Origin of the sequence: Rhodanobacter lycopersici, from assembly GCF_040812335.1 — a bacterium.
GTDB classification, from domain to species: Bacteria; Pseudomonadota; Gammaproteobacteria; order Xanthomonadales; family Rhodanobacteraceae; genus Rhodanobacter_A; species Rhodanobacter_A lycopersici.
This window is the reverse complement of sequence record NZ_JBFOHK010000003.1, coordinates 310,308-329,685: the sequence shown is the minus strand read 5'-3', so window position 1 is coordinate 329,685 and position 19,378 is coordinate 310,308. Positions and strand designations below refer to the sequence as shown.

Here is a 19,378-nt window from a genome sequence, read left to right as displayed (position 1 = left end):
CGCCGATTATCGCAGAGCGGGCGGCTTCGGCAGCCAGCGCGTCTCGTACAGATCGAAGCGACGGTCCTTGAGGTTCTGCACGGCGCCGGCGTTGCGGGCGCTGGCCAGGCTCTCCAGGTGCAGGTCGGCGAACAGCACGGTCTCGCTGTTCGGGGTGGAGTCGGCGGCGATGCCGTCGCGCGCGAACGGGAAGTCGCTGGGGGTGAGGATGCAGCTCTGGCCGTACTGGATGTCGAAATTGTTGACGCCGGGCAGGTTGCCCACGTTGCCGGAGAGCACCACGTAGCACTGGTTCTCCACCGCGCGGGCCTGCGCGCAGTAGCGCACGCGCAGGTAGCCTTCGCGCACGTCGGTGCAGAACGGCACGAACAGGATCAGCGCGCCCTGGTCCACCAGGTGGCGCGCCACTTCGGGGAATTCGCTGTCGTAGCAGATCATCACGCCGACAGGGCCGCAGTCGGTCAGCACCGTGGCGGCGCCGTCACCGCCCGAGATGTTCCAGGTGATGCGCTCGCTGGGCGTGGGGTGCAGCTTCTCGCGTTCGTGGATCGAGCCGTCGCGCAGGCACACGTAGCAGACGTTGTGGATGTCGCCGTTGGCCTGCTCGGTGGGGTGGGTGCCGGCGATGATGTTGATGTTGTAGTGCACGGCCAGCCGGCCGAACAGCTCCTTCACCTGCGGCGTGTACTGGCTGAGCTTGCGGATCGTTTCGGTGGCCGGCAGCTCGGTGTTCTCGATCGACAGCAGCTGCAGCGTGATCATCTCGGGGAAAACCACGAAGTCCGCGTTGTAGTCGGCGGCGATGTCGGTGAAATACTCGACCTGGGTGGCGAATTCCTCGAACGAGGCGATGCGCCGCTGCAGGTATTGCACCGAGGCGACGCGCACCGTGCTGGGCAGCAGGCGCGGAGAGGAGGTCGAGGGAATGTCCGGCTGGTCGAGCAGCAGCGGATTGCGCCATGCCAGGTGCACCGCATAGCCCAGCGAATCGTGGTCCGAGGGTACATAGTTGCGCAGCAGGCCGATCACCTCGAAATCGTTGGCCAGCTGGAAGCTCAGCGTGAGGTCGCGGCGGCGGCCTTCCTGCACTGCCTGCACGTAGCCCTCGGCGCTGCCGTAGCGCTGGATGTTGCGCGCCAGCCCCGGAATGCGCCCGCCGAACACGATGCCGCGCAGCTTCAGGTCCATGCACAGCCGCTTGCGCGCCAGGTACAGGCGCTGGCCGATGCGCATGCGGCGATAGTCCGGGTGCACCACCACCTCGATGCCGTACAGCCAGTTGCCGTCCGGCTTGTGGCGCGAGGCCATGCCGCCGGCGGTGATCTGGACCCAGGTATGCGGCGCCAGCGCGGCGGCCTCGTCGATGCGGAAGGTGGCGCAGTAGCCCACCACCTTGCCTTCGTATTCCACCACGAACTGGCCCTGCGGGAAGTGCGTCTGCTGGGAGCGCAGCATTTCTGCCGAGTAGCCGTTTTCGGGCGTGTAGACGCGTGCGGTGAGCTCGACCAGCGCCGGCACGTCGTCGGGCGCGGCCAGTCGCAGGCGCAACTTGGGGATGCGTTCGCCGTTTTTCTTTGCCATGCACGCATGCTGCGGTGGCGTGGGTGAAGCGGATGCGAGCGCGACGATTACAATGCGCGCATCACATACGGGAGTCATCCATGAACCAGGCCATCTGCATGTGTTTCCTGCGACAGGTGTCGCCATGAGTGCCGTCGTGAGCGGCTGGAGTGGCCGGGTCGACCTGCCGGAAGGTCCCGCCACGCGGCGCTGGCACCAGTGGGTGCGCGAGCCCGTGGCCGGTGCCGCGCCTGGCGTGGCGGTACTGGGCTTTGCCAGCGACGAGGGCGTGCGCCGCAACGGCGGCCGGGTGGGTGCGGCCGAGGGCCCCGCGGCATTGCGCGCGATGCTCTCCAGCCTGCCGCTGCTCGACGACACGCCGCTGTATGACGCAGGCACGGTGGACGTGGTCGACGGCGACCTCGAAGGCGCGCAGCAACGCTACGCCGAAAAGCTGTCTGCGCTGCTCGACGCCGGCCACCTGCCGGTAGGCCTCGGCGGCGGCCACGAGATCGCGTTCGCCACGTACCAGGGCCTGGCCCGGCATCTGGGCGAGCGGCGCCCGCGCGTGGCCATCGTCAACATCGACGCCCATTTCGACCTGCGCCGGCAGGATCGCGGCAGTTCCGGCACGCCGTTCCTGCAGGCCATCGAGCACGCGGCGGCGCACGGTCTGCCGCTGGACTACTGCGTGTACGGCATCAGCGCCTCGGCCAATACGCGCGTGCTGTTCGACACCGCCGCCGAGCTCGGCGTGCATTACGTGCGCGACGACGAGCTGGGCCTGCTCGACCTGCCCGCGCGCATCGCGGAGCTGCAGGCGAAGCTGGCGAACGTCGACGTGATCTACCAGACCATCTGCCTCGATGCATTGCCGCATGCGATGGCGCCCGGCGTCAGCGCGCCCAGCGCGCGCGGCGTGCCGCTGGAGGTGGTCGAGCCCTTGCTCGACGCGATCGCCGCTACCGGCAAGGTGAAGGTGCTGGACGTGGCCGAGCTGTCGCCGCCGTTCGACCGCGACCGTGTCACGGCCCGTGTCGCCGCACGCCTGATCCATCGCGCCACGCATGCGATAGGACGTGCCGCAGGAAACTGAGTTGGGTTCCGGTCAGGTGGATAAGGGCCGGCTGAACCTTTTCCGGAAAGCGCCGGGCCGGCAGTCATCGCGCCACGGATGCATGGCGTTTCATGCAGCACATCCCCCACGAGGAGTGCGCCATGCGTCGTTTCCTGTCTGCCTGCCTGATCTCCGCCGCCTTGTTGGGTGGCAGCTGTGTGCTCACCGGATGCGTGATGGTGGCGCCGCGCCCCGTCCATGTGTGGGTGCCGGGCTACTGGGGCCCGGGCCATGTCTGGGTCGGCGGTCACTGGCGTTATCGCTGAGGCCCGGGCCGTTTGCGGCCGGGATGGCGCGCGGCCTGCGCCGTCCCGGCCATTGACCGGTGTTCGCGCAGGAAGTCGATGAACACGCGCAGCTTCGGCGGCACCTGGAAGCGGCTGGGGTAGTAGAGGTGGAAGCCGGCGAACGGCGGCAACCAGTCGTCCAGCACGCTTTCCAGCCGGCCGTCGGCCAGTGTCTCGCGCGCGAACGGTTCCAGCACGCAGGCCAGCCCTGCGCCCGCGGTCGCGGCGCGCACCGCCAGCGGCACATGGTTGACGGTGAGCCGGCCATCCACCGGGATCTCGAACCACTGGCCCTTGCGCGGACCGCCCTTGTGCGCGAATTCCCAGCGGTACAGCGCGCGGCTGCTGATCTGGCGGAAGTTGATGCAGTCGTGCGCTTCCAGCTCGCGCGGCTGTGTCGGCCGGCCGTGGCGCGCGAAGTAGGCCGGCGAGCCCACCACCACCGAGCGCATCGGCCCGCCCACCGGCAGCGCCACCATGTCGCGCTGCAGGCGCTCGCCGAGGCGGATGCCGGCATCGAAGCCCTCGGCGATCAGGTCGCTGAGGCCGTTGTCGACGTGGATGTCCAGCTTCACCTCCGGCCAGCGCGCCATGAATTCGCCCAGCAGCGGGTCGAGCAGGGCGATCGCCACCACGTCCGGCACGGTGAGGCGCAGCAGGCCGGCAGGGCGGTCGCCGTGCTGGCGCAGCGCATCCATCGCCGCATCCAGTTCCTTCAGCGCCGGGGTGATCCGCTGCAGCAGTTCGTGACCTGCCTCGGAGAGGCCCACGCGGCGCGTGGTGCGATGGAGCAGGCGCGTGCCCACCTGCGTTTCCAGTTGCCGCAATGTCTGGCTCAGTGCCGAGGCGGTGACGTCCAGCGCCGCCGCGGCACGGGTGAAGCTGCCGTGTTCGGCGATGGCGCGGAACGCGCGCAGGGCGTAGTCGTCACGCATGGGCAAGGCTCCATGATTGATTAGCATGACTTCATAAAGCATCAACATGCTGTCGGTTTTTCGGTGCAATCGCAAGGCGCAGACTGGCGTCCGTTCCACTCACCCACCGGAGATCCGCCATGTCGCTGGACTACTACACCCTCGGCCGTTCCGGCCTGCGCGTCAGCCGCCTTGCACTGGGCACGATGACCTTCGGCGAAAGCTGGGGCTGGGGTTCGGACGAAGCCACCGCGCGTGCGATGTTCGACCGCTACCTGGCCGCCGGCGGCAACTTCGTCGACACCGCCGACCTGTACACCGAGGGCCAGAGCGAGACCCTGCTGGGCCGGTTCATCGCCGACAGCGGCAGCCGCGACCGCGTCGTGCTGAGCACCAAGTTCAGCTACAACGCCGAGCCGGGCAATCCCAATGCCGGCGGCAACGGGCGCAAGAACATCCTGCGCGCCGTAGAAGGGTCGCTGCGCCGCCTGCGGACCGACTACATCGACCTCTACCTGCTGCACATCTGGGACCGCCTCACGCCGGCGGAGGAAGTGCTGCGCACGCTGGACGACCTGGTGCGCGCCGGCAAGATCCGCTACGCGGGCCTGTCCGATGTGCCGGCCTGGTACGCCGCGCAAATCCAGACCCTGGCGCATGCGCATCACCTGCAGCCCCTGGTCAACCTGCAACTGCAGTATTCGCTGGTGGAACGCAACATCGAGCGCGAATACGCGCCGCTCGCGCAGGAACTCGGCTACGGCATCACGGCGTGGAGCCCGCTTGGCATGGGCATGCTTTCGGGCAAGTACAAGCCCAGCGAATCCGGCCACGATGGCGATGGCGACGGCCGCATCCAGGCGCTGAAGGGCAGCGGGCTGGTGTCGTTGCAGGACAAGTTCACGCCACGCAACTGGGCCATCGTCCGCGCCGTGGAGCAGGTGGCGCGCGAGCACGGCCTGTCGATGGCACGGGTGGCGATCCAGTGGGCGGTGCGCCGTCCCGCGATCGGCTCGGTGATACTCGGCGCGCGTACGATGGCGCAGTTCGAGGACAACCTCGCCGCGCTGGATCGCCCGCTGCCCGACGAGGCGTTGCGCCTGCTGGACGACGTTTCCGCACTGCCGCAGCAGTTCCCGTACAGCTTCTTCGAGCAGGCGCAGCAGGAACGCATCCATAGCGGCGCAGCGGTCGGCGACAAGCCGGACGGCTACCGTGCGCCGGTGCGTGTGGCAGCTTCCGAAACCAGCGCCACGCAGGGCTTGGTGGCAGCGAATCCGCGTTGATCGCACATAACGGAAACCGAGGAGATTCCCCATGACAGTGACGACATCATCGGTCGAAGCGGACGGCGCCCGCCTGCACGTCGAAGCGGCGGGCCATGGCGAGGCGGTGACCATGCTGCACGGCTTCCTGGTCGACAGCCGGCAGTGGGATCACGAGTTCGCCGCGCTGGCGCACGACCATCGCGTGCTGCGCTACGACGCGCGCGGTTTTGGCCAGTCGGGGATCGTGCCAGGTCGCGCGTATGCGCACCACGAGGATCTTGCCGCGGTGCTGGATGCCTGCGGCGTCGAACGCACGGCCTTGCTGGCCTGTTCCGGCGGTGCTGCCACCGCGCTGGATTTCACGCTCGCGTATCCCGAACGTGTCAGCGCCCTGATCTTCGTCGGCGCCGGCTACTGGGGCAGGTTCGCCGACCGCACGCCGGCCGCGCGTGCCTTCCTCCAGGCACTCGGCACCTACGACGTGCCGGGCATGATCGACAGCTCTTTGCGTGCCTTCACCGATGGGCCGCTTCGCGCATCGGCGGATGTCGACCCCGGTGTCCGCCGCCGCACCGAGGCGATGACCGCGCTGCAGTTCCGCCTCGAACCCAATTACTGGCGCCATGCCGCGCAGGACCAGCGCACACCGCAGCCTTCCGCGCTGGATCGCCTGGACGAGCTTGCCGTGCCGGCCCTGCTGATGGTGGGCGGCGAGGACCAGCCCGAAGTGCAGGAATTGTCCGCCCGGCTCGCCGATGGCATCCGCCATGCGCAGTTGCTGGTGGTGCAGGGGGCGGGACACCACGCCAACATGGAGGCGCCGGAGGCAGTGCTGGCCGAGATCCGTCGCTGGCTGGCACGACACGCGACGCGCGGAGCGGCAGCGGTCGGCATGGGAAACGGGTCAGCGCCTCATGCATCGCGCTGGGTCGCCCCGACCTGAGGACCGGCGACCATCGGCGGGGGCGCTCGGATCCCATGCAAAAAAGCCGCGCCGGCGCGGGCCGACGCGGCTTCCCGCTGCGCAGGGGAGGGGCTGCGCGAGCGTTACCTGCTGGCTTACTGGCCGCTCGGCGTGCCGCTGCCGGTCGGGTGCTGGGCCTTGAACTGCTGCCACTGCTGTTTGCGGGCCTGCTGCTGCGCCTTCATCGAGGCCAGCTGCGACTGCTGGGCCGGGGTCAGCACGTTGTAGATCTGCGCGCGGACGTTGGCCATCTGCTGCACGCGAGCCGTGGTGGCGGCGCCTTCGGCCTGGGCCAGCGAAGCGGCGGCGGCCTGGTAGCCGGGATCGGTCGGGCTCATCGCCTGGAACGCCTGCCGCTGCTGGCGCACGGCCTGGAACTGGCTCTTGTTCTGGGTGAAGCTGCTCTTCATGATCTGCTTGATGCTGGCCTTCTGGGCGTCGCTCAGGTTGAGCTTGTGCAACGCCATCATGCCGTGCGCGCCGCCGTGATGGCCCCAGCCGCCGTGCGGGCCGGGGGCGCCTTGTGCGGCGACGGCGAAGCTGCCGATCGCCAGCGCCGAGCTCAGGGCCAGGCCGATGAAAAGGTTCTTGCGCATGGTTGTCGCCTCTTGTCGTGGGGAGTGGAACGTGTGTTTATTGGACGACATCCGGGCGTGTATGTTCTTTGCGGAAGCGTAAAGATGGGTAAAGCCTTTGGGTGGGCCATCGTCGATCCGCTAAATAACCTGCCATGTCACGCATCCTGATTGCCGACGATGATCGCGCGCTGTGCGGCCTGCTGGCCGAGTACCTGCGGCGCGAAGGTTTTGCCGTGGACCTTGCCCACGACGGCGAGGAGGCGCTGGCGCGGCTGCACAACGCGGCGCAGCGGCCCGACCTGCTGATCCTCGACGTGATGATGCCGGGCCGCGACGGCCTCGAGACGCTGCGCGAGCTGCGCATGAAATACCGCCTGCCGGTGATCATGCTTTCCGCCCGCGGCGAGCCGGTGGACCGGGTGGTGGGTTTGGAACTGGGCGCGGACGACTACCTCGCCAAGCCGTGCCTGCCGCGCGAGTTGCTGGCCCGCATCCGCGCCCAGCTTAGGCGCAACGTGCCGGGCACCGCTTCCGGGGAACTGCAGCTTGGCGTGCTGCGCCTGCTGCCCGGCGAACGCCGGGCCCTGGTGGAGGAGCACGAGCTGTCGCTCACCGGCGCCGAGTTCCAGCTGCTGCTGGCGTTGGCGCAGCGCGCGGGCGAGCTGGTGGACAAGGCGGCGCTCACCCGCCTCGCGCTGGGGCGCGAGCTGGAGCGCTATGACCGCAGCATCGACGTGCATGTGAGCCGCCTGCGCCACAAGCTGGCCGAGGCTTCGGCGCAGTCGCCGCGGATCGACGCGGTGCGCGGCGCCGGTTACGTGTTGGTGGCGGGCGTGCCATGAATCCGTTCAAGAGCTCGCTCTACTGGCGCCTGCTGCTGTGGTTCTGCGCGGTGAACCTGCTGGTGCTGGTGCTGGGCGGCTTCCTTACCCGGCGTTTCGTCGAATACACCACGGCGGTGGAGATCGACTGGAGCGCACTGGCGCAATCGGCCGACCAGACCTACGAGCAGGGCGGTGCGCCCGCGCTGGCGCAATGGATCGAGCGGCAGCGCCATGACGGTGTCGAGGCCACGTTGTTCGAGGATGGCCAGCCGTTGCAACCGATCCGCTTGCCGGCCTCGGTGTGGCACTCGCTGCCGGCGATGCTGTCCGCCGACCGCGGCATGGTGCTGCGGCCGTGGCGCGGCCAGTACCAGTCCGTGTACGTGGCGGTGCAACCCGTCGCCGGCGCCGACGGACACGTCCGCCAGCTGGTGGCGATGAGCCGCTCGCACATGCGCCTGCGGCCGCAGACGCGCGAGAAGATCCTGCTCGGCGTGCAGTTCGCGCTGTCCCTGCTGTGCATCGGCCTGGTGGGGTGGTGGGTGGCGCGCAGCGTGGCGAAGCCGGTGCAGGCGCTGCGCGAGGCGACGCGGCGCATGGCCGCCGGCGAGTTGTCGACGCGCGTGGACCATCCCGGCGGCGCCTCGCGCGATGAATTGGTGCAGCTCGCCGGCGATTTCGACGCCATGGCCGAGCGCATCGAGGCGCTGGTCACGCACGACCGGCGCGTACTGCAGGATCTCTCGCACGAGTTGCGTTCGCCGCTGGCGCGCCTGCAGCTGATCCTCGACCTGGCCCAGCGCAGCGACGACTCCGCGGCGGCGGAGCGTTACTTCCGCCAGGCCGAGCAGGAGATTGCCCGGCTCGATCGCATGACCGGGGACATGCTGGCGCTGTCGCGCATGGAGGGTGGTCTGCCGGGCATGGAGCGCGAGCGTCTGGACCTCGCCGAACTGGCGCGCGACAGCCTGCGGCAGGCGACGCTGGAAGCGGACGCGCGCCATATCGACCTGCACTGGCTGCCCGCCAGCGGCCCGGTCGAAGTGGTCGGCAGCCCCGTGTTGCTGGAGCGGGCGCTGGGCAACCTGATCTCCAACGCGATCAAGTACAGCCCCGAGGGTGGCCGCGTGGAGCTGGCGGTGCGTGTCGTGGCCGGGCAGGCCGAATGCGTGGTGCGCGACCACGGCCCCGGCGTGCTGGAGGACGAACTCGACTCCCTGTTCCGGCCGTTCTTCCGCGGCAGCAACGCCGCGCGCGCCGACGGCCACGGCCTGGGCCTGGCCATCGCGCAACGCGTGGCCAAGGCGCACGGCGGCGAAATCCTCGCCCGCAACGGCGACGGCGACGGCCTGGAGGTGAAGTTGAGGTTGCCGGTGGTCGGCGATTGAAGGCCTCCATGCAGCATCGCCGCGAGAGCGGGCGGAGGATTTTTCCGCGGTCCAGAAATATTCTGTGGATCTTCGTCGCAGCGGTCGTTGTCCTGTATTTCGCCCTGCCTGCGGCACTCCTGCGCTGGAGTCTCGACCGGCTGATATTCAGCGCGCAGTCCAATGGCCGGACGCACGAGGACCAGCGGTTCGACGTTGCCGTTTCGCCTGGAACCACTGTCGTGGTGCGCAGATATGGCGACGCCAGGCAGGCGTGCGCATTCTTCTTTCCGGGACAGCACGGCGGCATCGGCACCTACGAGAGAACGCTGTTCCCCCTGATACGGGGGGCCGGGGCCGATGTTTACGCCATTTCATACCCCGGACAGGACGGGGCGCAGGGGTATTCGCACAGGGATCTCCTGCCCGCCCAGCTTGCGATGGCGATATCGCAGGTGAGCAAAGCGGTTCGTTGCGACATGGGGCGCAGCGTCTTCGTTGGCCGATCGCTCGGTGCAACCGTGGCGCTGGTGGAAGCATCGAAATTCAGGCCCAGGGGCGTACTCGTCGACGGGCTCGGGGCGGACCTGCCCAGTGTCGTCCGGGCATGGATCAGTCGGCATCCGGCGCTGGTCGGCTGGCAGATGCTCCCTGTGCGCGCGTTGCTGGGGCGGCCGGACTATGCCGCCGCACCGCTTTTCGGGCAAATTCCATCCGTGCCAGTCTCGGTGTTTCAGGGGACGGCCGATACGGTGACGCCCTATGCGCTTGCGCGGAGTGCGACGCTGGGACACTCGAACGTGACATTTGCGACGGTGGATGGCGCTACGCATCAAGACACATACCTGCTTGCCGGGGATGCATACGTCAGAAGCCTGTGTTTGTTGCTGGATGCAGACAGTTCGCGGAGTAGATGATTCTGCCTGATGCCACCGACCTGCCGATGCGCCGCAGCGCCTTCGCCGCCGTGGGACTGGCGCTGTGCGCGGCGCTGTTCTTCACGATGACCTATGTGCTCAACCGCAGCCTGGTGAGCGGCGGCGGGCATTGGGCGTGGGCGGTGATCCTGCGTTACCTGATCACCTTGCCCTTGCTGGCGTTGGCGCTGCCGTGGCGCGGCGGGCTGGGCGAGTTGCCGCGCGAGCTGCGTGCGCATCCGCGTGCGTGGCTGGTGTGGAGCAGCGTGGGTTTCGTGCTGTTCGGCATACCGCTGACCTGGGCCGCCGGCAGTGGGCCGGCGTGGCTGGTGGCGGGCAGCTTCCAGACCACGGTGCTGGCGGGGCCGCTGCTGGCGCCGTTGATCTATCGCGACGCGCGCCGACGGTTGGCGTGGCCCACGCTGGCGATCGGCGCGCTGATCGTGGCGGGCGTGTTCGCGCTGCAATGGGGCCACGCCCACGGCAAGCTCAGTGCCGGCGATTGGCTGGCGGTGGGCGCGGTGGTGCTTTCCGCGTTCGCCTATCCGCTGGGCAACCGCATGCTGCTGCTGCATCTGGAAACCAGCGCCCAGCGGGTGAATGCCTTGCAGCGCGTGTTCGGCATGACGCTGTGCAGCTGGCCGTTGTGGCTGCTGATTGCGCTGGCAACGTTGTGCACGGTGGGTTGGCCAAGCTGGCGCGAAGTGTTGCTGGCCGGCGGTGTGGCCTTGTCCTCGGGCGTGATCGCCACCGTGCTGTTCTTCGCCGCCACCGACCGCGTGCGCACGCAGCCCACCGCGCTGGCTGCGGTGGAAGCGATGCAGGCGGCCGAGCTGCTGTTCACCACCGTGCTGGGCGCGGCCCTGCTCGGCGAGGCCTGGCCGCATGGCTGGGCGCTGCTCGGTGCGCTGGCGATCATTGTTGGCATCGCGCTGTTCGGCTGGGTGAGCGGGCGCGAGGCGGCGGGAGACGACGAGGCCGTGCGCGCGTTGCGCGGCGACCGCAGTGCGTAAGAGCCTGTTCAAAGTCTCCGCGTGGCCCGCGCCGGAAGCTGTTTGCACGCAGGCCAAGGAAGAGCGAAGGAGTGGACGTCCGTCCACGACCGAGCGATGACGCCGGCATGGGGACAAACAGCCCCGGCCCTTCGGGTTGCCTTGCCCTGGCCGCCATGCGGCAGCGCGCGGCTGGGCCTGCCAGCCAGGCAGGCGCTGCACCAGGCACTACCACCTGACAGCCAGGGCAAGGCAACGCGAGCTACGCGGAGACTTTGAACAGGCTCTCAGGGCCTGTCGCAAGCAGGCTCCATGGCTTAAATCGCCTGCCTGCCGTAGCGGTACTCCATCATCAGCCACAGCTTGCGCTGGTTCACGCTGAAGCTGCCGGCGCGGTAATCGCCGTATTGCAGTTCCAGGCCCAGGCGCGTGCCGAGGCTGGCGAGCACGCCGACATCGGTTTCACTGCCGTAGCGCGGGCCGTCGCCGCTGGCGGGCTGGAAGTCGTGACGGGTGACTTGCCAGCTCAGCCGTTGCCACGGCAATTGGCCTTGCAGGCCCGCGTAGCGATCACGCAGGCCGTGCGACGGGACGGCGAACACGCCGACCCAGCCGTCGAAGCTATGTCCCGAGCCGTAGGCGATGTTGAAGGCGGTGTGGCCATTGCCGCCCAGCGACTCCTCGCCTGCCCGCGCCGAGATCGCCGGCAGGCCGTAGTCGAGCTCGAACAGGTGGTAGGGCAGGCTGAAATGCGCGGGGTTGTTGGCGTAGTCCTGTTGGCGTGCGGCCTCGGCCGTCCAGCCCAGCTTCGTTTGCCCGAAGAGTGCGCTGCCGACCCAGCGTGCACCTTCGGTGCGCACGGAGTCGGTCGGCAGCGTGAGGTTTTTCACGAAGTAGGCATAGGCTGTCAGCTTGCCCAGCGGCAGTGCCTGATCCACGTGCAGCAGCTTGCCGTCGAGCTTCCAGCGGCGTTGGTCGATGTCGGGGAAATCCGCGCCCACGGTGCGGTTGACCTGGCCGATCCAGTCGTAGGCCAGGGTGGTGCCGCTGCCCAGGTTCAGGTAGCCGGTGATGCCGTCGAAGGACTGTGGGTTCTGGCGCCAGGCGTTGGAGCTGAAGAAGCGCCGGTCGTCCAGGTTGAGGTATTGCCTGCCGGCACGGACGCCTGCGGTATCGTCTGCGTAGCCCACCCATGCGCTGCTCAATTCGGTGGAAGGGGGATCGGCTTCGGCGGGGTAGGGTGTGCGCCTGCCGGTGGTGTCGTTGTATTGGCGACCGAACAGCGAGAGCACCCTGGTGCCTTCCGCATAGGCGGAGAAACCGGGCAGCGGCGTCCACAGGTAACCCAGTTGCAGGCGCAAGGTGTGGGCGTGGCCGGTGTCGGCGAGGTTGGCCTGGTGCAACGTGCTGTCGCGGTAGCGCAGGTCGATGTAGGGCACGCCGTCGTCGGCATGGGCGAGCGGGGCCAGCAGCAGGCCGGCGAGCAGCAAAAGGGAGCGTCTTCGCATGCGGGATCACGGCTTCTTCGCGGGGTGATCCGAGTCTGCTGATGAATGGACGTCCAAAAAAATGAAGCCTTGGCATGTGGATATGACGTCCGGGCTTGCTACAAAAATTGTTTCAAGTGATTTCGTTTTAGATCGTTTTCTTGCGTAATGTCGGCCAACAGGTTACATATCGGGCTTCGATCATCGACCGAGGGGAGCCGCCATGCGTCATCCACGAGCTTTGGGCCTGCTGACCTGTGCCTTGCTTGCCGGCAGCATCAGCGCTGCCGTGGCGCAGACGCAGACGCTCCAAGATGGCGTGCAGCTGCGCTGGAACGCCGACCAGTACGGCAACCACCGCTACACCGTCGCCGTGGCCAAGCCCGCCACGGCGGTGCAGGCGACGATCCCCTGGCACCGGCGCGACCACCATCCCGAAAGCGTGGCCACCATCGTGGTTGGTCCGGACGGGCAGGTGGTGGGCAACGTGGTGCGCGAGCGCATCGACCAGGCCGAAGGCGTGCTGGCGTTCGAGGCGAAGCAGGCCGGCACCTATGCGATCTACTACCAGCCCTATATCAGCAGCGGTTCGCGCAACTACCCCACGGTGAAATACCGCGCACCGACGGATACCGCCGACGCCGCGTGGGTGAAGAAGAATCGTCTCGACGATCCGCGCCGCGCGGCGAAGCTGCCACAGGCGCGCGTGACCGGCTACCAGGCGGTGGACGATTTCGACGCCTACACCGACATGGAGCACACCGCCACGCCGGCCGAAGTGCAACGCGTGCTGGCGGCGAACCCCGGCCAACCCTGGCTGCTGTTCCCGGAGACGCGCGAGCACCCGATCCGCATGTTCACCCAGCTCCCCGAGCGCTGGGCCGGGCGCGGCGCGGGCGGCAATTTCGCCGATCATGCGTTGCGCGGCGAATACCTGGGCTTCCAGGTCGGCCTGTGGACCGCGCGCGCCGCGGCGCAGGACGTGCGCGTGAGTTTCGGCGAGCTGCATGGTCCGGATGGCGCCGCGATCCCGGCCGCGCGGCTCACCTGCTTCAACCTCGGCGGCATCGACTATGCCGGCAAGCCGTTCACCGATCGCCTCGACGTGGCGCAAGGGCGCGTGCAGCCGTTGTGGATGGGGCTGGACGTTCCCGCCGACGCCAAGCCCGGCGTCTATCGCGGCACGCTGACGATCAGCGCGGACGGCGTGCCGCCGCGGCAGGTGCCGCTGGCGATCACCGTAGATGCAGGCGAAGCGGTGGCGCACGGCGACAATGATCCCTCCAGGCTCACCCGCCTGCGCTGGCTGAATTCCACGCTGGCGCAGAACAACGACCTGGTGAAGCCGTTCACCGCGGTGACCGTGCATGGCGCGAAGCTCGGCATCCTCGGGCGCACCGTGATGCTCGCGCCCAGCGGCCTGCCGGCGCAGATCGACAGCTTCTTCGACGAACGCATGACCGGCTACACGAAAACTCCACGCGCCTTGCTGGCAGCGCCGATGCAATTGCTGGTGCAGGACGCTGGCGGCAGCACGCATGCCCTGAATGCTGCGGGCACGCCCAAGGTCGTGGTGGATGGCCCCGGCAAGGTGCACTGGCAGGTGGCGGGGCAGGCCGGCCCGCTGCGTGGCGAGGTGACCGCGAGCCTGGAGATGGACGGCACGCTCAGCTACGCGATCGCACTCACCGCCACACAGGCGGTGAAGCTCGACGACATCCGTCTGGAGATCCCGCTGAAGAACGACGTGGCGCAGTACGAGCTGGGCCTGGGCCGCACCGGCTCCGCCACGCCGGACAGCTTCGCGTGGAAGTGGAACGTGGAGAACAACCAGGACGGCGCATGGATCGGCGCGGTGAACGCGGGCCTGGAATTCCACCTGCGCGATGAGCATTACCGGCGTCCGCTCAACACCAACTTCTACCACCAGCAGCCGCTGGTGATGCCCAGCTCGTGGGACAACGCGGGCGCCGGCGGCATCACGTTTGCGCGCGACGGCGCGCGCTACCTGGTCAAGGCATTCAGCGGCGCGCGCACGATGGCGGCGGGACAGACGCTGCACTACGACCTCGTGCTGCGGGTGACACCGTTCAAGGTCATCAAGCCGGCGCAGCACTTCGCCGAGCGCTACTACCACGGCTACGCCAACCTCGAGCAGATCAAGGCCGAAGGCGCGAACGTGGTGAACATCCACCATGCCACGCCGATCAATCCGTGGATCAACTACCCGTTCCTCACGCCCGTGGCGATGAAGGCCTTCATCGACCAGGCGCATGCATTGGGCATGGAGGTGAAGATCTACGACACCATCCGCGAGTTGTCCGACCGCTCGCCCGAACTGCCGATGCTGGAAAGCCTCACTGGTTGCCGCATCGGCGCCGACGGCAAGGCCGCGCCCGGGCCGTGCAGCGAGATCATCAGCGCCGGCAGGGGCGGCGGCTTCTCCTGGCTGCAGGAGCATCTGGATGGCGACTACATCCCCGCCTGGCATGTGCCGGAGAACCGCGACGCGGCGGTGATCGACGCCGGCCAGAGCCGCTGGCACAACTACTACATCGAAGGCCTGGACTGGCTGGCGCGCAACGTCGGCATCGATGGCTTGTACCTCGACGACGTGGCCTACGACCGCACCACCATGAAACGCGTGCGCAAGGTGCTGGACGCGCATCGCCCGCACCCGCTGATCGACCTGCATTCGGCCAGCCAGTTCGACGCGCGCGACGGCTACATCAACAGCGCGCTGCTCTACATGGGCCTGTTCCCGTACATCGACCGCCTGTGGTTCGGGGAGGAGTTCGATTACGAACACACCTCGCCCGCGTACTGGCTCACCGAGATCTCCGGCATCCCCTACGGCCTGATGGGCGAGATGCTGCAGAACGGTGGCAACCCGTGGCGGGGCATGGTGTTCGGCATGACCAATCGCCTGCCGTGGACCGGCGGCGACCCGCGCCACCTGTGGCAGCTCTGGGATGCGTTCGGCATCGAGCAGGCGGACATGATCGGCTGGTGGGTGCACGACACGCCGGTGAAAACCGGCAACCCGGACGTGCTCGCCACCAGCTACGTGCGCAAGGGTGACAAGACCCTGGTGTCGATCGCTTCGTGGGCGCCCGCCACGACGAAGGTGAAGCTGACGATCGACTGGAAGATGCTCGGCTTGAATCCTTCGCGTGTCCGCCTGGTGGCGCCTGCGGTGGAGGGCTTCCAGCCCGCCGCCACGTTCAAGCCGGGCGACGCGATCCCGGTGGAGCCGGGCAAGGGTTGGCTGCTGGAGCTTGAGCCGGCGCGTTGAGCGCCGGCCTCGCGAGAGCCGCGAAAGCCCGTGACGACCGGCACAGGTTTTCGCCCATACCGGGGCGTACACAGCAGCTTCCCCCGGCGCGTGTCCGCGCCGGTTTGCGCCACTCCACGCATCGAGGGCTGTCACGCATGAACCAGACCGGTCGAGCCATACTCTGCGGCGGCTTCATCGCCGGCACCATCGACATCGGCGCCGCGGCGCTTATCAACCATCTCAGTCCCGCCATGATCCTGCATGCGATCGCCAGCGGCGTGCTGGGCAACGCCTCGTTCCAGGCCGGTGCGCCGGCCGCCTGGCTGGGGCTGGGCCTGCAATGGGCGATGTCGCTGCTGATCGCCGCGATCTTCGTGATGGCCGCCACGCGCATGACCTGGCTGCGCGGCCGCTGGCCGCTGGCGGGGCTGGCCTACGGCGTGGCGATCTACGTGGTGATGAATTACGCGGTGGTGCCGCTGTCCGCCGCGCCGTTCAAGGCGCCGGCCGCGCCGATGCCGGTCGTGCTGAACCTGCTCGCCATGCTGCTGTTCGGCCTGATCGTGGCGTTCTTCGCGCGCAAGCCGGCGCGCGCCTGACGATACGCCGGCGCCACGCGCGGCCAGACGCGGCGCCGGTGGCGCAGGGTCGATCATCGTGCCGGGCGGGATTATCCTGACGCATCCCCGCCCACCCGAAGCCTCGGCACCTGATGGACGCCCAAAGCCACGCTGTCGCGTCGCCGGTCACGGACGACTACATCCACCATGGCACGCCCGCGTTCCGCCGCACCAACCTCGCGCTGTTCGCCGCGGGCCTGGCCACCTTCGGCCTGCTGTACTGCGTGCAGCCGCTGATGCCGGAGTTCAGCCGCGACTACGGCGTCAGCGAGGCCGGCGCGGCGATGTCGCTGTCGCTCACCACCGGCGTGCTGGCGTTCGCGATGCTATTCGCGGGTGGGCTGTCGGATGCCTGGGGGCGCAAGCCGGTGATGGTGGCTTCGCTGCTGTCCTCCGCGGTGCTGGTGCTGGCCAGCGCGGCGATGCCGAGTTGGGGCTCGCTGCTCGTGGTGCGCACCTTGCTGGGGCTCACGCTGAGCGGCCTGCCCGCGGTGGCGATGACCTATCTCAGCGAGGAGATGCACGTCGAGTCGATCGGCCTCGGCATGGGCCTGTACATCAGCGGCAGCGCGGTGGGCGGCATGGGCGGACGCCTCGTCACCGGCGTGCTCACCGATTTCTTCGACTGGCGCGTGGGCGTGGCCGTGGTGGGCGTGATCGGCCTGGCCTGCGCGCTGGCATTCTGGCGCGCGTTGCCGCCGTCGCGACATTTCGCGCGCCAGCCGCTCTCCACGCGCGCGCTGGCCGCGCGTTTCTCGGGCATGTTCCACGACCGCGGCCTGCCGTGGCTGTTCGTCGAGGGTTTCCTGCTGCTGGGCGCCTTCGTCACCGTCTACAACTACCTCGGCTACCGCCTGCTCGCGCCGCCGTACAACCTCAGCCAGGCCGTGGTGGGCCTGATCTTCGGCATCTACCTGATCGGCACCTTCAGTTCGGCGTGGATGGGCCATCTCGCCGGCCAGCTGGGCCGCCGCAAGGTGCTGTGGACGGCGCTCGCGCTGATGCTGGCGGGCGTGCTGCTGACGCTGGCCGCGTCGCTGTGGCTGATCACGCTGGGCATCGTGGCGATCACGTTCGGCTTCTTCGGCGGCCATTCCATCGTCAGCAGCTGGGTGGGCCGGCGCGCCGGCGCGGCGAAGGCGCAGGCTTCGTCGACGTACCTGTTCTGCTACTACATGGGCTCCAGCGTGGCCGGCGCCAGTGGCGGCCTGTTCTACGCCGCGCGCGGCTGGAACGGCGTGGCCGCCTTCGTCGGCGCGCTGGTATTGGCCGGCCTGGCGATCGCACTGGGGCTGATCCGGCTGAAGCCGCTGGTGAACGTGGCCACGCCGCCCACGCCGATGAGCAAGGGCGCGATGCCCTAGCGACGTTTTGTAGGAGCGCACCCTGTGCGCGATGGCTTTTGCTTCGATCAGACGCCAGAGCCATCGCGCACAGGGTGTGCTCCTACAAGGATTTATTGCGCCGCCGGCTTCAGCATGTCCTTCACCGCGTCGTAGTCGCCGTCGTTCGCGGCGGCGGGGATGCCGAGCAGGCGGGTCATCAGCGGGTAGACGTCCACGTTCGGGAACTCGGGCACGGTGAGGCCCTCGCGGAACGCCGGGCCGTGCGCCACGAACAGCGCCCGCATGCGCGGATCGGCGTTGTCGTAGCCATGGTCGCCGATGCTGACGTGGCCCTTGTGCCGCGCCTGGTATTCGGTGGTGGTGATGCGCCAGCCGGTGTCGGCCAGGCACACCAGTTGCGGCACGCGCGGGTTGCTGCCGTAGTGGAAACGGGCGGGGATGCGTGTCTTGTCCCAGCAGCGCATGTGCTGCTGCGGCTGTTCCAGCTTGCGCTCGATCGCGGCGAAGTCGTGGCCTGGCTTCGGATTGAAGCCGGCGAGGATGCCGAGGCTGACGGTGTGCACGTCGTCCAACGGCAGCAGCTTGTCGATCAGCACATTGTTTTCCAGCGGCACGCTGGCCATGCCGTGGTCGGCGAGCACGATCAGGTTGATCCGGTCGAACAGGCCGCGCTGCTTCAAGCCCTGCACCAGCCGCGCCAGCGCCGCATCGGTGTCGCGCAGCGCCTGGTTGACCTGGGGCGAATCCGGGCCATGGTCGTGGCCGGCGTGGTCGACCTCGTCGAAGTACAGGGTGAGGAAGCCGGGCCGCTGGTCGGCGGGCAGGTCCAGCCAGGCCAGCACCTGGTCCACGCGCTGGTCGGGCGTCACCTTGCCGTCGTAGGGTTTCCAGTAGTCCGGATGCCTGCCGTGGATGTCCGCCTCGCTGCCGGGCCAGAACATGGTGGCGGTGCGCAGGCCGTGCGCGTCCGCGGTCTCCCAGATCGGCGTGCCCTCGGCCCACCAGCGGCCGTCGCTCACTGCCTTGCGGTTGCCCAGCGAGAACTTGCCCAGCTGCGGATCGAACATGGTGTTGTTGACGATGCCGTGGTGGTCCGGATACAGGCCGGTGACCAGGGTGTAGTGGTTCGGAAAGGTCAGCGAGGGGAACGACGGCTGCATCGCTTCGGCGTGCACGCCGCTCTTCGCCAGCATGGCCAGGGTAGGCGTGAGGCCGCGGTCGATATAGTCCGCACGGAACGCGTCGATCGAGATCAGCAGCAGCGGTGCGGGGCGTGCGGCAGCCGTGGTGGCGGCTTGCGTGGTGGTTGCGGGGACGGGTGCTTGCGTGGCGCAACCGGCGCCAAGCGCCACCAGCACGGCCAGCAGCAGGCGAAACGGAATCTTCATGCAGGAATCCATACGATACGAACGTCCTTCCATGATCGCCTAAACGACATGACCATCGCACGTCTTTGGGGTGAAAAACTGCACCGTTCCATGCCGCACTGGCTGCTGGCGGGGTTGCTCGCTTTCACGGGCACGGCCATGGCGCAGACGTCCCCTGCGAACGCCCGCTTCCAGCAGTCCGTGCGGCAACAACAGGTCGGCGACCAGCTGCAGAAGAGCCAGCAGCAGGCGCAGCAGCGCCAGAACGTGGCGAACATGCAGCAACAGCCGTTGGCGCAGGGCGCCGCCGCGCGCAACCAGCAGGACCAGGCCAATCGCGCGCAGCAGGATCTCGAGAACGCCCGCCAGCAGGATCTCGTCAACCGGTACGGTGACGCTTCCGCGTTGCCGTCACGGCAGCCTGCCGCCGCGACGACCGGCACGTCGAAGAAATCGCAGGGCCACTGAGGCTTCGCTGGCACCTGTGCCCACG

At 68.3% G+C, this 19,378-nt stretch carries 17 protein-coding genes; 12 read left to right on the top strand and 5 right to left on the bottom strand.

Translation table 11 applies throughout. The features are described from left to right. Positions 1-6: 6 nt before the first annotated feature. Positions 7-1,581, bottom strand: coding sequence for a GNAT family N-acetyltransferase (locus ABQJ54_RS12855; RefSeq protein ID WP_367854709.1), 1,575 nt, complete (start codon positions 1,579-1,581; stop codon positions 7-9). A gap of 124 nt (positions 1,582-1,705) precedes the next feature. On the opposite strand from ABQJ54_RS12855, the gene hutG reads away from it, so the two are divergent. Further along, positions 1,706-2,656, top strand: coding sequence for a formimidoylglutamase (gene hutG / locus ABQJ54_RS12850; protein ID WP_367854708.1), 951 nt, complete (start codon positions 1,706-1,708; stop codon positions 2,654-2,656). 122 nt (positions 2,657-2,778) lie between these two features. After that, positions 2,779-2,943, top strand: a complete 165-nt coding sequence (locus tag ABQJ54_RS12845) for a hypothetical protein (protein WP_367854707.1) — start codon at positions 2,779-2,781, stop codon at positions 2,941-2,943. On the opposite strand, the gene ABQJ54_RS12840 is transcribed toward ABQJ54_RS12845, so the two are convergent. Next, positions 2,934-3,899, bottom strand: coding sequence for a LysR family transcriptional regulator (locus tag ABQJ54_RS12840; protein WP_367854706.1), 966 nt, complete (start codon positions 3,897-3,899; stop codon positions 2,934-2,936). The two genes, ABQJ54_RS12845 and ABQJ54_RS12840, sit on opposite strands and share 10 nt — an antisense overlap. 119 nt (positions 3,900-4,018) lie before the next feature. Between ABQJ54_RS12840 and ABQJ54_RS12835 the strand changes: the two genes are divergently transcribed. Both ABQJ54_RS12835 and ABQJ54_RS12830 read left to right on the top strand, forming a co-directional pair. Beyond that, complete coding sequence (locus tag ABQJ54_RS12835; RefSeq protein ID WP_367854705.1) at positions 4,019-5,164, top strand: aldo/keto reductase; 1,146 nt, start codon at positions 4,019-4,021, stop codon at positions 5,162-5,164. A gap of 31 nt (positions 5,165-5,195) precedes the next feature. Continuing rightward, positions 5,196-6,089: an alpha/beta fold hydrolase gene (locus ABQJ54_RS12830; protein ID WP_367854704.1), complete on the top strand. Its 894-nt coding sequence runs from the start codon at positions 5,196-5,198 to the stop codon at positions 6,087-6,089. Between the two features lie 116 nt (positions 6,090-6,205). Here the strand turns inward: ABQJ54_RS12830 and ABQJ54_RS12825 are convergent, their stop codons facing one another. Then, positions 6,206-6,706 carry a Spy/CpxP family protein refolding chaperone gene (locus ABQJ54_RS12825; RefSeq protein WP_367854703.1) on the bottom strand — a complete coding sequence of 167 codons (501 nt, stop codon included), beginning with the start codon at positions 6,704-6,706 and terminating at the stop codon, positions 6,206-6,208. A gap of 134 nt (positions 6,707-6,840) precedes the next feature. Between ABQJ54_RS12825 and ABQJ54_RS12820 the strand changes: the two genes are divergently transcribed. From ABQJ54_RS12820 to ABQJ54_RS12805, 4 genes are read left to right on the top strand one after another with little or no spacing between them, the layout of a single operon-like run. After that, on the top strand, positions 6,841-7,530 hold the full coding sequence (locus tag ABQJ54_RS12820) for a response regulator (RefSeq protein WP_367854702.1): 690 nt from the start codon (positions 6,841-6,843) through the stop codon (positions 7,528-7,530). Beyond that, a complete protein-coding gene (locus ABQJ54_RS12815; RefSeq protein ID WP_367854701.1) occupies positions 7,527-8,900 on the top strand; it encodes a sensor histidine kinase in 1,374 nt (457 codons plus the stop codon). Before ABQJ54_RS12820 ends, ABQJ54_RS12815 begins: the two co-directional genes overlap by 4 nt. An 8-nt stretch (positions 8,901-8,908) precedes the next feature. Further along, positions 8,909-9,796 (top strand): alpha/beta hydrolase, encoded by an 888-nt coding sequence (locus tag ABQJ54_RS12810; protein WP_367854700.1) that lies wholly within the window; start codon positions 8,909-8,911, stop codon positions 9,794-9,796. Beyond that, entirely contained in the window at positions 9,793-10,809 is a 1,017-nt protein-coding gene (locus ABQJ54_RS12805) for a multidrug resistance efflux transporter family protein (protein ID WP_367854699.1), read from the top strand. Before ABQJ54_RS12810 ends, ABQJ54_RS12805 begins: the two co-directional genes overlap by 4 nt. A 296-nt stretch (positions 10,810-11,105) precedes the next feature. Here the strand turns inward: ABQJ54_RS12805 and ABQJ54_RS12800 are convergent, their stop codons facing one another. Continuing rightward, entirely contained in the window at positions 11,106-12,296 is a 1,191-nt protein-coding gene (locus tag ABQJ54_RS12800) for an alginate export family protein (protein ID WP_367854698.1), read from the bottom strand. Between the two features lie 202 nt (positions 12,297-12,498). On the opposite strand from ABQJ54_RS12800, the gene ABQJ54_RS12795 reads away from it, so the two are divergent. From ABQJ54_RS12795 to ABQJ54_RS12785, 3 genes are all read left to right on the top strand, one after another. Further along, positions 12,499-15,570: a glycoside hydrolase domain-containing protein gene (locus ABQJ54_RS12795; protein WP_367854697.1), complete on the top strand. Its 3,072-nt coding sequence runs from the start codon at positions 12,499-12,501 to the stop codon at positions 15,568-15,570. Between the two features lie 137 nt (positions 15,571-15,707). Continuing rightward, positions 15,708-16,151 (top strand): hypothetical protein, encoded by a 444-nt coding sequence (locus ABQJ54_RS12790; RefSeq protein WP_367854696.1) that lies wholly within the window; start codon positions 15,708-15,710, stop codon positions 16,149-16,151. Between the two features lie 113 nt (positions 16,152-16,264). Further along, a complete protein-coding gene (locus ABQJ54_RS12785; protein WP_367854695.1) occupies positions 16,265-17,536 on the top strand; it encodes an MFS transporter in 1,272 nt (423 codons plus the stop codon). A 92-nt stretch (positions 17,537-17,628) separates the two neighbouring features. Here ABQJ54_RS12785 and ABQJ54_RS12780 read toward each other — a convergent pair whose 3' ends face one another. Continuing rightward, positions 17,629-18,906, bottom strand: a complete 1,278-nt coding sequence (locus ABQJ54_RS12780) for an alkaline phosphatase family protein (RefSeq protein WP_367854694.1) — start codon at positions 18,904-18,906, stop codon at positions 17,629-17,631. Between the two features lie 48 nt (positions 18,907-18,954). Here ABQJ54_RS12780 and ABQJ54_RS12775 point away from each other — a divergent pair, with 48 nt between their 5' ends. Beyond that, complete coding sequence (locus ABQJ54_RS12775; protein ID WP_367854693.1) at positions 18,955-19,353, top strand: hypothetical protein; 399 nt, start codon at positions 18,955-18,957, stop codon at positions 19,351-19,353. Positions 19,354-19,378: the final 25 nt, after the last annotated feature.